Origin of the sequence: Streptomyces sp. NPDC003720 (assembly GCF_042875075.1) — a bacterium.
GTDB lineage: Bacteria > Actinomycetota > Actinomycetes > Streptomycetales > Streptomycetaceae > Streptomyces.
The window spans coordinates 129,283-144,236 of record NZ_JBIANZ010000010.1; the positions used below are offsets into that span (position 1 = coordinate 129,283).

General features: G+C 73.3%; 12 protein-coding genes. 5 read left to right on the top strand and 7 right to left on the bottom strand.

Annotated features, from left to right (window positions below):
* Positions 1-32: 32 nt before the first annotated feature.
* Together ACFYU0_RS26860 and ACFYU0_RS26865 are read right to left on the bottom strand one after the other, a co-directional pair.
* Positions 33-2,216 (bottom strand): helix-hairpin-helix domain-containing protein, encoded by a 2,184-nt coding sequence (locus ACFYU0_RS26860; RefSeq protein ID WP_389304669.1) that lies wholly within the window; start codon positions 2,214-2,216, stop codon positions 33-35.
* Positions 2,213-3,193, bottom strand: a complete 981-nt coding sequence (locus ACFYU0_RS26865) for an aldo/keto reductase (RefSeq protein ID WP_351664153.1) — start codon at positions 3,191-3,193, stop codon at positions 2,213-2,215. Before ACFYU0_RS26865 ends, ACFYU0_RS26860 begins: the two co-directional genes overlap by 4 nt.
* 199 nt (positions 3,194-3,392) lie before the next feature.
* On the opposite strand from ACFYU0_RS26865, the gene ACFYU0_RS26870 reads away from it, so the two are divergent.
* The gene (locus tag ACFYU0_RS26870) at positions 3,393-4,448 is read left to right on the top strand and encodes an LLM class F420-dependent oxidoreductase (RefSeq protein WP_351664151.1); all 1,056 of its coding nucleotides are present in this window, start codon (positions 3,393-3,395) and stop codon (positions 4,446-4,448) included.
* 168 nt (positions 4,449-4,616) lie between these two features.
* On the opposite strand, the gene corA is transcribed toward ACFYU0_RS26870, so the two are convergent.
* Complete coding sequence (corA, locus tag ACFYU0_RS26875) at positions 4,617-5,621, bottom strand: magnesium/cobalt transporter CorA (RefSeq protein ID WP_389304671.1); 1,005 nt, start codon at positions 5,619-5,621, stop codon at positions 4,617-4,619.
* Between the two features lie 62 nt (positions 5,622-5,683).
* On the opposite strand from corA, the gene ACFYU0_RS26880 reads away from it, so the two are divergent.
* The 4 genes from ACFYU0_RS26880 to mshC all read left to right on the top strand — a co-directional run bounded on the left by ACFYU0_RS26880 (position 5,684) and on the right by mshC (position 9,172).
* On the top strand, positions 5,684-6,370 hold the full coding sequence (locus tag ACFYU0_RS26880; protein WP_351664148.1) for a histidine phosphatase family protein: 687 nt from the start codon (positions 5,684-5,686) through the stop codon (positions 6,368-6,370).
* Positions 6,371-6,461: 91 nt separating this feature from the next.
* Positions 6,462-7,052 (top strand): DUF3090 family protein, encoded by a 591-nt coding sequence (locus ACFYU0_RS26885; RefSeq protein ID WP_199209942.1) that lies wholly within the window; start codon positions 6,462-6,464, stop codon positions 7,050-7,052.
* A complete protein-coding gene (locus ACFYU0_RS26890; RefSeq protein ID WP_389304674.1) occupies positions 7,016-7,849 on the top strand; it encodes an SCO1664 family protein in 834 nt (277 codons plus the stop codon). The genes ACFYU0_RS26885 and ACFYU0_RS26890 overlap by 37 nt, the downstream gene beginning before the upstream one ends.
* 93 nt (positions 7,850-7,942) lie before the next feature.
* Positions 7,943-9,172: a cysteine--1-D-myo-inosityl 2-amino-2-deoxy-alpha-D-glucopyranoside ligase gene (gene mshC / locus ACFYU0_RS26895; protein ID WP_389304675.1), complete on the top strand. Its 1,230-nt coding sequence runs from the start codon at positions 7,943-7,945 to the stop codon at positions 9,170-9,172.
* A 75-nt stretch (positions 9,173-9,247) separates the two neighbouring features.
* Here mshC and ACFYU0_RS26900 read toward each other — a convergent pair whose 3' ends face one another.
* The 4 genes from ACFYU0_RS26900 to ACFYU0_RS26915 all read right to left on the bottom strand — a co-directional run bounded on the left by ACFYU0_RS26900 (position 9,248) and on the right by ACFYU0_RS26915 (position 14,616).
* Complete coding sequence (locus ACFYU0_RS26900; protein WP_389304677.1) at positions 9,248-10,261, bottom strand: PAC2 family protein; 1,014 nt, start codon at positions 10,259-10,261, stop codon at positions 9,248-9,250.
* 296 nt (positions 10,262-10,557) lie between these two features.
* Positions 10,558-12,174, bottom strand: a complete 1,617-nt coding sequence (locus ACFYU0_RS26905; protein WP_389304679.1) for an FAD-dependent oxidoreductase — start codon at positions 12,172-12,174, stop codon at positions 10,558-10,560.
* A gap of 39 nt (positions 12,175-12,213) precedes the next feature.
* Positions 12,214-13,752, bottom strand: coding sequence for a glycerol kinase GlpK (gene glpK / locus ACFYU0_RS26910; RefSeq protein WP_351664141.1), 1,539 nt, complete (start codon positions 13,750-13,752; stop codon positions 12,214-12,216).
* 69 nt (positions 13,753-13,821) lie between these two features.
* A complete protein-coding gene (locus ACFYU0_RS26915; protein ID WP_351664139.1) occupies positions 13,822-14,616 on the bottom strand; it encodes an MIP/aquaporin family protein in 795 nt (264 codons plus the stop codon).
* Positions 14,617-14,954 lie beyond the last annotated feature (338 nt).

Consider the following 14,954-nt stretch of genomic DNA (forward strand, 5'->3'; position numbering starts at 1 on the left):
CCCGTATGGCACCGCCGGGGGCGGCGGGCCGGTCAGCCCGCCGCGGGGACCTGGGCGCGCAGCAGCGTCTGCAGGCGGGTCGTCCGGGGCTTGGCATGGCCCTCCGCCACGGCCCTCGGCAGCGCCTGCTCCACACCGTGCACCACCGACAGATGCCGCTCGGCCCGGCCGAAGGCCGTGTACACCCAGGATCTGGTGAGGGTCTGCGCGGCGTCCCCGGGCAGGACCACCACCGCGGCCGGCCAGCGGCCGCCCACCGTCTGGTGCGCGGTCAGCGCCCAGCCGTGCCGCACCGACTGCTCCACCCGCTCCCGGGGTACGACGACGGGCTCGCCCGCGCACTCCAGACGCAGCCCCTCGGCGTCGGCGTCCACCACGCGGCCCGGCACCGTGCGGCCCGGTGCGGGGGAGTAGGCGATCCGGTCGCCGGGGTCGAAACCGCCGAAGCGGCCGGGCCCCGGGTTGAGGCGTTCCTTCAGTGCGGTGTTCAGGGCCCGGGTGCCGGCGGCGCCGCCGTGTCCCGGGGTGATCACCACCGTCTGCTCGGGCGGCACCCCGATCGCCCGCGGCACCGAGTCCGCGACCAGCTGCACCGTCCGGTGCACCGCCTCGCCCGCGTCCCGCACCGGAACGATGACGATCTCCTTGCCGGGCGCCTCCACCTGGTTCAGCTCGCCCGCCCCGATGCCGGAGACCAACTCGCCCAGCGGGCCGGGGTCCGGGGTCCGGGAGGCGAGCACCGGGCAGGCGCGGGCGGCCAGCAGATCGGCGAAGACCCGGCCCGGCCCGGCCGACCACAGCACCGACGGGTCGCCGCTGAGCACCAGCCGGGCCCCGTCGGGCAGCGACTCCACCAGCATCGCGCCGCTCTCCACGTCGAGCTGGGGCGCGTCCAGCACGATCAGCAGATCCAGGTCCAGCGCGCCCTCCGCGTCCCGGCCGGGCCCCTCGGCCCCGGAGAGGACACCGGCGACCGTGCCGGCAGCCGGGGCGTCCTCCGCGTCGCCGAGCAGACCGGCGAGACGGCGACGCCCCTCCGGGGTGTGGCAGACGGCGAAGGCACGCAGCCCGGCGGCCCGGGCCGCGCCGAGCAGCGCGGCCGGTTCGGCGCGAGCCGCCTCGCCGCCGGTGTGCAGCACCAGGGCGTGCCCGGAGACCGCGCGGGCCAGTTCGGCCGCCGAGCCGGACGCTCCGGCGGCGACCGCCTCCCAGGGCCCGGCGGCCTCCTTGGGCAGCGAGTTCACCAGCCGGGCCAGCCCGTCCGCGAGGCTCTCCTCGGCGAGCGCGTACCGCTCGAGACCGGCGAGGACCCGGACCGGGCGCTCCTCCTCCTCGCCGTCCTCCTCCCGGGGGGCCGGGGCGCCCGGCTCCTCCAGGGCGTCCTGGAAGAGCAGCGCCTCCGCCTCGGCGATCGTGCCCTGCACCGCCGCGTCCGGGTCCGGCACGCCGCGCTGCGCCAGGGCTGTGGTGAGCGCCGTCAGCTCCAGCGCGGTGTGCCCGGCCAGCGCCGCCTGCTCCAGCAGCCAGACGGTCACCGCGCGGCCCCGCCGCTCGTCGTCCGGGCCGCACTCCGGGCCGAGCAGCGCCCGCGCGAACCCGTCGGCCTGCTCCGGCCGCACCCCGCCGATCCGCAGCAGCTGCCAGGGGTCCTCGCGCAGCGCGGCTCCGGCGCCCTCGCCGAGTGCCGCCGCCACCTGCGCGGCCAGGGCCTCGGGCGCCCCGCCCTCGGCGAGCACCCGCCGCACTTCCTCCACGGCCTCGGGTGCGGGCCCGGCCGCGGCGGGCGCCGGGACCGGGACGGGCTGCGGCCGCCGGACCGGCTCGGGCGCCGGGCGGCGGGGGGCCGGCGCGGGCTCGGCGAAGGCCGCCGCGGCCGGCCGCTCGCCGCTCTCCACCGCCCGGACCGCGGCGAGCAGGTCCGCCGCCTTCCCGCTGAGCGCGGTGCCGCTCGCGATGGGCGCCGTCCGCTCGGCCTTGCGCCGCTCGATCCGCTCCCGCTCCAACCGCTGAGCGGCCAGCTCGGCCTCCGCCTCGGACAGTTTCGCGTCGCCCGCCTCGCCCGCCCCGCCCGCCTCGCCCGCGGGCTCCGCGCCCGTGCTCCCGGGGTCGTCGCCGGCCGCCGCGCCCTGCTCGGGGGTCCGCTCCGTGTCCGGGCTCTCCGTGGCGTCCGGGCCCTCGGGCCCGGTGTCCTCCGTGGTCTCCGGCTCCGTGCTCACAGCGTGCTCCAGTCGTGATCGGGATAGCGGTGCACGGGCGCCGACACATCGTCCAGCGCCCGGCAGATCTCGTCAGGAAGACTAAGCGCCTCCACTGACAGAGCGGCCGTGAGCTGCTGCGCGTTGCGCGCGCCGACGACCGGGGCGGCCACCCCGGGCCGGTCCCTGACCCAGGCGAGAGCCACCTGCAGCGGGGTGACCGCGAGCCCGTCCGCGGCCGTCGCGACGGCGTCCACGATGTGGGAGGCGGTGTCGTCGAGGTACGGCTCGACGAACGGCGCGAGGTGTTCGGAGGCGCCGCGCGAGTCCGCCGGAGTGGTGTGCCGGTACTTGCCGGTGAGCACACCTCGGCCCAGCGGGGAGGACGGCAGCAGACCGACGCCCAGGTCGAGCGCGGCGGGCAGCACCTCCCGCTCGGCGCCGCGCTGGAGCAGCGAGTACTCGAGCTGCGTGCCGGCCAGCCGGGTGCGGCCCGGCGCGGCGAGCTGCCAGGTGGCCGCCTTGGCGAGCTGCCAGCCGCAGAAGTCGGCGACGCCCACGTACCGGGCCCGGCCGCTGCTCACCGCCAGGTCGAGGGCCTGCAGGGTCTCCTCCAGCGGGGTGCCGGGATCGAAGGCGTGGATCTGCCACAGGTCGACGTGGTCGGTGCCGAGGCGCGCGAGGGAGGCGTCGAGAGCGGCGAGCAGATGGCCGCGGGAGCCGTCGACGCGGCGGTCCGGGTCCGCGACGCTGCCCGCCTTGGTGGAGATCACCAGGTCCCGGCGGGGCACCAGGCCGTCCATGAGCCGCCCGAGCAGGTACTCCGCCTCGCCGTCCGCGTACACGTCCGCGGTGTCCACGAGGGTGCCGCCGGCCTCCCAGAAGGTCTTCAGCATGTCCGCGGCGTCGTGCTCGTCGGTGTCCCGGCCCCAGGTGAGGGTGCCGAGTCCGATCCGGGACACGCGCAGGCCGGTCCGGCCGAGATGCCTCTGCTCCATGTGCGCGAGATTACTGGCCGGAACTGGTGCCGTGGGTTGCCTGTGGACAACCCGGTCCGGCCCGGTCGGCGCCCGGATTCCAGGGCCGCGCCGGCGCCGGCGGCGGCGGGCGGCGGCGGGCGGGGGGCTGTGCGGGGACGCCCCCGGCTCGCTAAGGTCGCAGCCAACGGACGTTACTCATGGGTAAGGGGATTCGGCCATGCAGCTCGGGATCAACCTCGGCTACTGGGGTGCCGGGATGGACGCGGACAATCTGGCCGTCGCGCAGGAGGCCGAGCGGCTGGGGTACGCCGTGTGCTGGGCCGCCGAGGCGTACGGCTCGGACGCGGCCACCGTGCTCAGCTGGGTCGCCGCCCAGACCGAGCGCATCGACGTCGGCTCGGCCATCTTCCAGATCCCGGCCCGGCAGCCGGCCATGACCGCGATGACCGCGGCGACCCTGGACTCGCTGTCCCAGGGCCGCTTCCGGCTCGGTCTCGGCGTCTCCGGCCCGCAGGTCTCCGAGGGCTGGTACGGCGTCAGGTTCGACAAGCCGCTCGCCCGCACCCGCGAGTACGTCGAGATCGTGCGCAGGGCGATGACCCGCGAGCGGCTGTCGTTCGAGGGCGAGCACTGGACGCTGCCGCTGCCCGGCGGCCCGGGCAAGCCGATCAAGCTGACCGTGCACCCGCAGCGCGAGCACATCCCGCTGTACATCGCCGCCATCGGCCCGAAGAACCTGGAGCAGACCGGCGAGATCGCCGACGGCGCCCTGCTGATCTTCCCGTCCGCCGAGCACCTCGAGGACACCACGATCACTCACCTGCGCGCCGGGCGGGAGAAGGCCGGCCTGACCCTCGACGGGTTCGACATCTGCCCGACCCTGCCGCTGGCCGTCGGCGACGACAAGGACGTGGCCCGGCTCGCGGACACCTTCCGCCCCTACACCGCGCTGTACGTCGGCGGCATGGGCAGCGCCAAGCAGAACTTCTACAACCGGCTCGCCCAGCGCATGGGGTACGAGAAGGAGGCCGCCGAGATCCAGGAGAAGTACCTGTCCGGCGACAAGCAGGGCGCCGCGGCCGCGGTCCCGCAGGACCTCATCGACAAGACGACGCTGCTGGGCTCCGTGGACCGCATCGCCGACCGGATGAAGGCCTACGCCGCCGCCGGCGTCACCACCCTGTCCCTGGCCCCCGCGGGCTTCACGCTCGACGAGCGGATCGCCTCGCTGCGCGCCGGCAGCGAGGCCCTGGAGCGCGCCGGTCTCGGATAGGGACCGCGCGCCGAGTTCCGCGGCCGTGGTGGGGGCTCGGGGGTCTTCCCCGCCACGGCCGTCACGCAGAACAACGCACCGGAGGCCGGGTGGTTACGACCCCCGGCGCTCCTTCTCGCGGACGGCCCGCACCGACACCCGGAAGTCCACTCCCGGACCCCGCCCCGCTCACATCCAGCCGCGCCGCTTGAACTGCCGGTACAGCAGCACCTCCAGCACGGCCATCACCACGATCACCACCGGGTACGACCACAGCCAGTGCAGCTCGGGCATGTGGTCGAAGTTCATGCCGTACACGCCCGCGATCATCGTCGGCACCGCGGCCATGGCCGCCCAGGCGGAGATCTTCCGCATGTCGTCGTTCTGCCGCACGCTGGTCTGCGCCAGGTGCGCCGACAGGATGTCCGACACCAGCCGGTCCAGGCTCTCCACGGACTCGTTCACGCGCGTGAGGTGGTCGCTCACGTCCCGGAAGAACGGCCGCGCCTTGTCGTCCACGAACCGCACCCCGCCGCCGCCACCGCCGAGCGGTCCGGTGCCGGCCAGCCGGCTCAGCGGCACCGCGAGCGGCCCGGTCGCCCGGCGGAACTCCAGGACCTGCCGCTTGAACGCGTAGATCCGCGACGCGGTGTGCCGCGAACCGCCGCTCACCGGCTCGAACACCTCCGCCTCCAGCTCCTCCAGGTCCGTCTGCAGCTCCGTCGCCACCTCCAGGTAGTGGTCCACGACGGCGTCGGAGATCGCGTACAGCACGGAGGTGGGGCCCTTGCCGAGCATCTCCGGGTCCTCCTCCAGACGGCGCCGTACGGCCGCCAGCGGCGCCCCCGCGCCGTGCCGGACCGTCACCACGAAGCCGTCGCCGACGAAGACCATGACCTCCCCGGCCGAGACGGTGTCGCTCTCCGGCTCGTACACCACCGGCTTGAGCACCGTGAAGAGCGAGTCGTCGTACACCTCCAGCTTGGGCCGCTGATGGGCCTTGAGGGCGTCCTCGACCGCCAGCGGGTGCAGTCCGAACTCCCGGGTCACCAGGTCGAACTCCCGCTCCGACGGCTCGTGCAGCCCGATCCACACGAAACCGCCCGCCGCCCGCGCCTCGTCCAGCGCGTCGGACAGGTCCTCGGGGCCCTCGGTACGGTGCCCGTGCCGGTACACGGCGCAGTCCACGATCACGGAGCGCATTCTCCCTTCGCCCGGTCACCAGTGCGTGCACTGATGCGCTTACCCTGGGCCGCATGCCCACGCTGATCCTCGTCAGGCACGGACGGTCGACCGCCAACACCTCGGGGGTGCTCGCCGGCTGGACGCCGGGAGTCGCCCTCGACGAGCGCGGCGCCGCCCAGGCCGCCGCGCTCCCCGGACGGCTCGCGGGGCTGCCCCTCGCGGAGGTAGTCGCGAGCCCCCTGCAGCGCTGCCAGGAGACCGTACAGCCACTGCTCGACGCCCGGCCCGGGCTGCGCGCCCACACCGACGAACGCATCGGCGAGTGCCACTACGGCGACTGGTCCGGCCGCAAACTCGCCGAACTCAAGGACGAGCCCCTGATGGAGGTCGTCCAGGCCCACCCGACGGCCGCCGCCTTCCCGGGCGGCGAGTCCATGCGGGCCATGCAGACCCGCGCCGCGGAGGCCGTGCGCGAGTGGAACGCGCGCGTGGAGCGCGACCACGGCGCCGACGCCGTCTACCTCATGTGCTCGCACGGCGACATCATCAAGTCGCTCGTCGCCGACGCCCTCGGACTCCATCTCGACCTCTTCCAGCGGATCTCCGTGGAACCGTGTTCCGTCACCGCGATCCGTTACACCCGCCTCAGGCCGTTCCTCGTCCGCCTCGGCGACACCGGCGACTTCGCCTCGCTCGCCCCGCGCGAGGAGTCCGGCGAGGGCGACGCACCGGTCGGTGGCGGTGCGGGCGCACCGTGATCGTCGCCCGCAGTAGGGTGAAGCGATCCACCCCGTCGCTCCCGCCCCGGCCCGCCCCGCAGCAATCCCCGATTCCAAATGGAGACAGGACGTGTCCCGTCAGGTGTTCCTCTTCGACCCGCCGGACCGTTTCGTGGCGGGCACGGTCGGGCTGCCCGGACGCCGTACGTTCTTCCTCCAGGCCGTCGCAGGCTCCCGGGTGACCAGCGTCGCCCTGGAGAAGACCCAGGTCGCCGCGCTCGCCGAGCGCATGGACGAACTGCTGGACGAGGTCGTCCGGCGCAGCGGCGGCAGCGCCGCCGTCCCCGCCGTGGCGCCCACGGAGGTCGCCGACACCGGCCCGCTGGACACCCCCGTCGAGGAGGAGTTCCGCGTCGGCACCATGGCCCTGGCCTGGGACGGCGAGGAGCAGCGCATGATCGTGGAGGCGCAGGCTCTGGTCGAGCTGGACGCCGACACCGAGGAGGACCTCGCCGAGGCCGAGGAGCGGCTGCTCCAGGACGAGGAGAACGGGCCCCCGATGCTGCGGGTCCGGCTGACCGGCGCGCAGGCCAGGGCCTTCGCCAAGCGCGCCCTGGACGTCGTCAACGCCGGGCGGCCGCCGTGCCCGCTGTGCAGCCTCCCGCTCGACCCGGAAGGACACGTATGTCCGCGCCAGAACGGATACCGCCGCGGAGCGTGACCGCCGCGGACGACGGCGCCGCCGAGCTGCTCGCGCGCGGTGAGCTGTCCGTGCGCGGACGCATCCGCGAGGCGTCCAACGCGGCGCTGTTCTGCACGGTCGCCCTCGACGGCCGGGAAGCCTCCTGCGTGTACAAGCCGGTGGCCGGCGAGCGCCCGCTGTGGGACTTCCCCGACGGCACCCTGGCCGGCCGCGAGGTGGCCGCCTACGAGGTCTCCGAGGCCACCGGCTGGGGCCTGGTCCCGCCCACCGTGCTGCGCGACGGCCCGTACGGCGAGGGCATGTGCCAGCTGTGGATCGACGTCGTCGCCGAGGCGGAGCTGCTCGCCCTCGTGGACGCCGAGGAGCCGGAACCCGGCTGGAAGGCCATCGGGCTCGCCGACGTCGGCGAGGGCCGCACCGCGCTGCTCGTCCACGCCGACGACGAGCGGCTGCGCCGCCTGGCCGTCCTCGACGCCGTGATCAACAACGCCGACCGCAAGGGCGGCCACCTGCTGCCCACCGCGGACGGCCGGCTCTACGGCATCGACCACGGGGTCGCCTTCAACACCGAGGACAAGCTGCGCACCCTGCTGTGGGGCTGGGCCGGCGAACCGCTCACGGCCGAGGCCAAGCAGGTGCTCGGGGCGCTGCGCGGCGCCCTCGCCGAGGACGGTGCCCTCGCCGGGCGGCTGGCCCCGCTGATCACCCAGACCGAGATCGACGCCACACGCGCGCGTGTCGACGCGCTGCTCGCGACCGGACTCCACCCGGAGCCCGGCGGGGAGTGGCCCGCGATCCCCTGGCCGCCGGTGTGAGCACACCACGGCGCGAACCGCAAGAACGCACAACCGGCCATCCGGGCCGATCCCGTTCGTATCCGCAGCTCGCGGCCGGTTAGGCTCATGTACATGCATGCCTGGCCCGCTTCCGAGGTCCCCGCCCTGCCTGGTCAGGGCCGCGACCTGAGGATCCACGACACCGCGACCGGCGGCCTCGTCACCCTCGACCCCGGTCCCGTCGCCCGTATCTACGTCTGCGGCATCACGCCGTACGACGCGACCCACATGGGTCACGCGGCGACCTACAACGCGTTCGACCTCGTTCAGCGCGTGTGGCTCGACACCAAGCGGCAGGTCCACTACGTCCAGAACGTCACCGACGTCGACGATCCGCTGCTGGAGCGCGCGGACCGGGACGGCGTCGACTGGGTCGCCCTCGCCGAGAAGGAGACCGCCCTCTTCCGCGAGGACATGACGGCCCTCCGGATGCTCCCGCCCCGGCACTACATAGGCGCCGTCGAGGCCATACCCGGCATCGTGCCGCTCGTGGAGCGCCTGCGTGAGCTCGGCGCCGCCTACGAACTCGACGGCGACGTCTACTTCTCCGTCGAGGCCGACCCGCACTTCGGCCAGGTCTCGAACCTGGATGCGGCCGCGATGCGGCTGCTGTCCGCCGAGCGCGGCGGCGACCCGGACCGGCCGGGCAAGAAGAACCCGCTCGACCCGATGCTGTGGATGGCCGCCCGCGAGGGCGAGCCGAGCTGGGACGGCGGCAGCCTCGGCCGCGGCCGCCCGGGCTGGCACATCGAGTGCGTGGCGATCGCCCTCGACCACCTGGGCATGGGCTTCGACGTCCAGGGCGGCGGCTCCGACCTGGCCTTCCCGCACCACGAGATGGGCGCCTCGCACGCCCAGGTGCTCACCGGCGAGTTCCCCATGGCCCAGGCGTACGTGCACGCCGGGATGGTCGCCCTGCACGGCGAGAAGATGTCGAAGTCCAAGGGCAACCTGGTCTTCGTCTCCGCGCTGCGCCGTGACGGCGTCGACCCGGCCGCGATCCGGCTGGCCCTGCTCGCCCACCACTACCGCTCCGACTGGGAGTGGACCGACCAGGTGCTGCGCGACGCGCAGGACCGCCTCGGCCGCTGGCGGGCCGCCGTCTCCCGGCCCGACGACCCGTCCGCCGACGCGCTCGTGGAGGAGATCCGCGCGGCCCTCGCCGACGACCTCGACGCGCCCGCCGCGCTCGCCGCCGTCGACCGCTGGGCCGAGCGGCAGCAGCAGGAGGGCGGCACCGACACCGGCGCCCCCGGTCTGGTCACCCGGGCCGTGGACGCGCTGCTCGGCGTGGCCCTGTGACCCACCCGTCCGGGCCGGGCGCCGGCCCGGCCTGACGGCGAAGGGGCGGTACGCGAGTCGCGTACCGCCCCTTTCTCAGTCCTCGGAGCCGTCCTCGTCGTCGGTCTCGGCGCCGCCGGGGGCGTCCGTGTCCGGCTTGGCCGGCTTCGGCGGCCGGGCCCGCCCGCCCGGAGTGTCCCGGGGCGTGTCCCGGCGGAACGAGCCGCCCTCGCCGCCGTCCGCCGTGGCGTGCCCGCCCGTCGCCGGGCCGACGTCCCGGCGCCGCAGGTACCGCTCGAACTCGCGGGCGATCGCCTCGCCGGACGCCTCCGGCAGCTCGGCGGTGTCCCGGGCCTCCTCCAGCGTCTGCACGTACTCGGCGACCTCGCTGTCCTCGGCCGCGAGCTGGTCCACGCCCACCTGCCAGGCACGCGCGTCCTCGGGCAGCTCACCCTGCGGGATCCGCAGGTCCAGCAGGTCCTCCAGCCGGTTCAGCAGGGCCAGCGTGGCCTTCGGGTTGGGCGGCTGGGAGACGTAGTGCGGCACCGCCGCCCACAGCGACACCGCCGGCACGCCGGCGTGCGTGCAGGCCTCCTGCAGGACGCCGACGATGCCCGTCGGGCCCTCGTACTTGGTCTCCTCCAGGTCCATGCGGCGCGCCAGGTCGGGGTCGGAGGTGACCCCGCTGACCGGCACCGGGCGCGTGTGCGGGGTGTCGCCGAGCAGGGCGCCCAGGACGACCACCAGCTCCACGCCCAGCTCGTGCGCGAAGCCGAGCAGTTCGTTGCAGAACGACCGCCAGCGCATGGACGGTTCGATGCCCCGGACCAGCACCAGGTCGCGCGGTTTCTCCCCGCCGACCCGCACCACGGACAGCCTGGTCGTGGGCCATGTGATCTTGCGCACCCCGCCGTCCATGAACACCGTGGGGCGGTTCACCTGGAAGTCGTAGTAGTCCTCGGCGTCCAGCGCCGCGAACACCTCGCCCTTCCACTCGCGTTCCAGGTGCGCGACCGCCGTGGAGGCGGCGTCACCGGCATCGTTCCAGCCCTCGAACGCGGCCACCATGACTGGGTCGATCAGCTCGGGAACCCCCTCCAGCTCGATCACCCAGTGCCTCCTTCCGACGTGCTCTCGCCTGACCACCCAACCTTACGGCGTCCGGCGGGAGCGCCCGCGACCCCCTTGACCGGGGGCTGCCCGGATCACTGCCCCGTTCACCACCCCGGAACACCCGGCGCGCCCCCGCCGGACCGCGCCGTTCCACAACCGGGAGGGGCAGCCGGAAGGGGCGGCTCCATCGGCGTGGAGCCGCCCCTCGCGGCCTTCCGGACCCGGTGCGGCGGGTTCCGGCGCGGCGACGGCGGCCGGCCCTGGTCAGGGAGGGGGCCGGCCGCCGCCCGGTCCTACTTCTTGTCGAGCAGCTCCTGGACCTTGGCGCGGACCTCGTCGGTCGCGAGGCCGCGGATGGTCAGCGTGGTGCGGCGGCGCAGCACGTCGTCCGTGGTCTCGGCCCACTCGTGGTCGCGGGCCCAGACGACCTGCGCCCAGATCTCCGGGGCGTCCGGGTGGACGCGCTGGGCCAGCTCCGGGTGCTCGTTCGCCAGCCGGGCGATGTCGAAGGCCAGCGAGCCGTAGTGGGTGGCCAGGTGCCTGGCCGTGTCGGCGGCCATGCGCGGGCCGGGCGCCGGGTGGTCCACCAGCAGGCGGTGGGCGACCGCGCGCGGGTTGGCGACGCCGGGCAGCGGCAGCTTCTTCGGCAGCGAGGAGATCGGCTCGAAGTCGTCGCCCAGCGGGTGGCCCGGCAGCTCCTCCAGCTTCTGCATCACGGTGCGGCCGATGTGCCGGAAGGTCGTCCACTTGCCGCCCGCGACGGACAGCATGCCGCCCCTGCCCTCGGTCACGACCGTCTCGCGCTTGGCCTTGGCGGTGTCGCCGGGACCGCCCGGCAGCACCCGCAGACCGGCGAACGCGTAGGTCATCAGGTCGCGCTGGAGCTGCTGGTCCCGGACGGAGAACGCGGCCTCGTCCAGGATCTGGGCTATGTCCTTCTCGGTGACCGAGACGTCCGCCGGGTCGCCCTCGTACTCCTCGTCGGTGGTGCCGAGCAGCAGCATGTCCTCCCAGGGGAGGGCGAAGGTGATGCGGTACTTGTCGATCGGGGTGGCCAGCGCGGCCTTCCACGGGGCGGTGCGCTTGAGCACCAGGTGCGCGCCCTTGGACAGGCGGATCGAGGGCGCCGCGTTCGCGTCCTCCATCCGGCGCAGGTGGTCGACCCAGGGGCCGGTCGCGTTCAGCACCAGGCGGGCGTTGACCCCGAACTCGGTGCCGGACATCCGGTCCCTGAGCTCGGCGCCGGTGACCCGGCCCTTGGTGAAGCGCAGCCCGGTGACCTCGGCGTGGTTGAGCACGACCGCGCCCGCCTCGACGGCCGCGCGGACCGTCATCAGCGCCATGCGCGCGTCGTTCATCTGGTCGTCGCCGTACACGGCGACGGCCTTGAGGTTGTCGGTGCGCAGCTCGGGCACGTCCTGCGCCGCCTTGGCGGGGGAGAGCAGGTGGCCCACGCCGTCGCCGAAAGCGGAGAGCGCGGAGTAGGCGAAGACGCCCGCGCCGAGCTTCGCCGCGCCGTGCGGCCCGCCCTTGTACACGGGGAGGTAGAAGGTGAGCGGGTTCGCCAGGTGGGGGGCCACCTGGCGGGAGACCGCACGGCGCTCGAAGTGGTTCTCCGCCACCAGCTTCACCGCGCCGGTCTGCAGGTAGCGCAGACCGCCGTGGAGCAGCTTGGAGGAGGCGGAGGAGGTGGCGCCGGCGAAGTCGCCGGCGTCGACCAGCGCCACCCTGAGCCCGGACTGCGCGGCGTGCCAGGCGGTGGAGATGCCCAGGATGCCGCCGCCGATCACAAGAAGGTCGTACGACGCCTTGGCGAGCTGCTCCCTGGTCTCGGCTCGGCTCGGGTTCGAGCCGGAGGCCGGGTGCGTTCCCAGGGCAGGCACGGACTGCAGGGTGGACTGACTGGTCATGTCGGGTACTTACTCCTCGTCAGAGCTGTCGGGTTCAGCTCAGCTCTCGTCCTCGATCCAGCCCATGGTCCGGTCGACGGCCTTGAGCCAGTTCTTGTACTCACGGTCGCGGGTCTCCGCGTCCATGCGGGGGGTCCACTCGGCGGCCCGGCGCCAGTTGGCGCGCAGTTCGTCGGTGCTGGACCAGAAGCCGACGGCGAGGCCGGCGGCGTAGGCGGCGCCGAGGCAGGTGGTCTCGGCGACCATCGGGCGCACCACGGGTGCGTCCAGGACGTCCGAGAGGGTCTGCATCAGCAGGTTGTTGGCGGTCATGCCGCCGTCGACCTTGAGGGTCACCAGCTCGTCACCGGAGTCCTTGACCATGGCGTCGGCGATCTCCCGCGTCTGCCAGGCGGTGGCCTCCAGGACGGCGCGGGCGAGGTGCGCCTTGGTGACGTACCGGGTCAGGCCGGCGATCACACCGCGGGCGTCGGAACGCCAGTGCGGGGCGAACAGGCCGGAGAAGGCCGGTACGAAGTAGGCGCCGCCGTTGTCCTCGACCGAGAGCGCGAGCGTCTCGATCTCGGCCGCGGTGGAGATCAGGCCCATCTGGTCGCGCATCCACTGCACCAGGGAGCCCGTGACGGCGATCGAGCCCTCGAGGGCGTAGACCGTCGGCTGGTCGCCGATCTTGTAGCCGACGGTGGTCAGCAGGCCGGCGTAGGAGTTGATGATCTTGTCACCGGTGTTCATCACCATGAAGGTGCCGGTGCCGTAGGTGGACTTGGTCTCGCCCTCGGAGAAGCAGGTCTGGCCGAACAGGGCCGCCTGCTGGTCGCCGAGCGCGGAGGCCACCGGGATACCGCCCAGCAGGTCGCCGAGCTTGCCGCCGGTGATCTCGCCGTAGACCTCGGCGGAGGGGCGGATCTCGGGCAGCATCGCCAGCGGAACGCCGATGGACTCGGCGATCTTCGGGTCCCACTGCATGGTGTGCAGGTTCATCAGCAGGGTGCGGGAGGCGTTGGTGACGTCGGTGACGTGCTTGCCGCCGTTGACGCCGCCGGTCAGGTTCCAGATGACCCAGCTGTCCATGGTGCCGAACAGGATGTCGCCCGCCTCGGCGCGCTCCTGGAGGCCGTCCACGTGGTCGAGCAGCCAGCGCGCCTTGGGGCCGGCGAAGTAGGCGGCCAGCGGCAGGCCGGTCTCGCGGCGGAAGCGGTCCTGGCCGACGTTGCGGCCCAGCTCCCGGCAGAGGGCGTCGGTGCGGGTGTCCTGCCAGACGATGGCGTTGTGGACGGGCTCACCGGTGTTCTTGTCCCACAGCACGGTGGTCTCGCGCTGGTTGGTGATGCCGATGGCCTTGATGTCGTCCCGGGTGATGCCGGCCTTCTCGATGGCCCCGGCGACGACTTCCTGGACGTTGGTCCAGATCTCGTTGGCGTTGTGCTCGACCCAGCCCGGCTTCGGGAAGATCTGCTCGTGCTCCTTCTGGTCGACGGAGACGATCCGGCCGTCCTTGTCGAAGACGATGCAGCGCGAGGAGGTGGTGCCCTGGTCGATCGCGGCGATGAACGGGCCTGCGGTGTGGGCGTCGGTCACTGTGTGCTCCTGAAAGATCCGTGGTGATGGGGCTTTACGTACGGCGCGTGCGCGGAGGCTCGGTGCTTCCTAGACGAAGGCGACGTTGTAGATGCCTGCGGCGATCGCGCCGCCGATCAGCGGACCGACCACCGGGACCCAGGCGTAGCTCCAGTCGGAACCGCCCTTGTTGGGCAGGGGCAGCAGGGCGTGGACGATGCGGGGGCCGAGGTCACGGGCGGGGTTGATCGCGTAGCCCGTGGGGCCGCCGAGGGAGAGGCCGATGGACACCACCACGAGCGCGGTGATCAGGGCGCCCAGGGTGCCCAGGCCGTTGCCCTTGTCGTTCAGGCCCTGCGTGAGGACGGCGAGCACCAGCACGATCGTGCCGATGATCTCCGTGAGGAGGTTCTGCACCGCGTTCCGGATCTCCGGACCGGTGGAGAAGACGCCCAGGACCGGGCCGGCGCCCTTCTCCTGGGCCTCGACGGCCTTGGCCGTCGTGGCCTGCGCACCCGGACCGCCGACGATCTCCTTGTCGGTGAGGTGCGCGTGGAACTGGCCGTAGTAGGCCGCCCAGACCAGGGCCGCGCCGATCATGGCGCCGAGCAGCTGACCGCCCCAGTACACGGGGAGGTTGCTGAAGTCCTTGTCCTTGATCGCGAGCGCGAGCGTCACGGCCGGGTTCAGGTGGGCGCCGGAGAGCGGCGCCGAGGTGTAGACGGCCGTCAGTACGGCGAAACCCCACCCGAAGGTGATGGCGAGCCAGCCGGCGTTACGGGCCTTGGAGGCCTTCAGCGTCACGGCGGCGCACACACCGCCGCCGAGCAGGATGAGTATGGCGGTACCGATGGTCTCGCCGATGAAGATGTCGGAGCTGGACACCCGCGACTCCTTTGTCCTTCGTCCAGGGAAACCGAACCCCGGGTCCCTCCGGGGGTTCTGGCGCCCTCGGGGGTGAGAGCGATGCCGGCCCTTGGCGTTGTCACACTCTAGCGCGTATTGCCGTTAGGTGTTCGACAATGCCGACCGATGGACGGGAGTCTCGCTTCGGCTTCACGCGTGCGTCAAGGGTTCTGTTATCGAAAACAGGATCGTTATTGATCGCTGCCGGTTATCGCTCTTCCCTGCACTGACGTACCCACTCGCCCGATATGTCCATTTCAGGGTATGGCGAGAACCGGAACGCCGCCCAGCGTCCCGGTCGTCCTTCGATTGGCCGG

Excerpts from the sequence above, each read along its gene's own strand:
- ACFYU0_RS26865 (WP_351664153.1), bottom strand. The coding sequence starts at position 3,193 with ATGGAGCAGAGGCATCTCGGCCGGACCGGCCTGCGCGTGTCCCGGATC.
- ACFYU0_RS26870 (WP_351664151.1), top strand. The coding sequence starts at position 3,393 with ATGCAGCTCGGGATCAACCTCGGCTACTGGGGTGCCGGGATGGACGCG.
- ACFYU0_RS26880 (WP_351664148.1), top strand. The coding sequence starts at position 5,684 with ATGCCCACGCTGATCCTCGTCAGGCACGGACGGTCGACCGCCAACACC.
- ACFYU0_RS26890 (WP_389304674.1), top strand. The coding sequence starts at position 7,016 with ATGTCCGCGCCAGAACGGATACCGCCGCGGAGCGTGACCGCCGCGGAC.
- ACFYU0_RS26905 (WP_389304679.1), bottom strand. The coding sequence starts at position 12,174 with ATGACCAGTCAGTCCACCCTGCAGTCCGTGCCTGCCCTGGGAACGCAC.
- mshC (WP_389304675.1), top strand. The coding sequence starts at position 7,943 with ATGCATGCCTGGCCCGCTTCCGAGGTCCCCGCCCTGCCTGGTCAGGGC.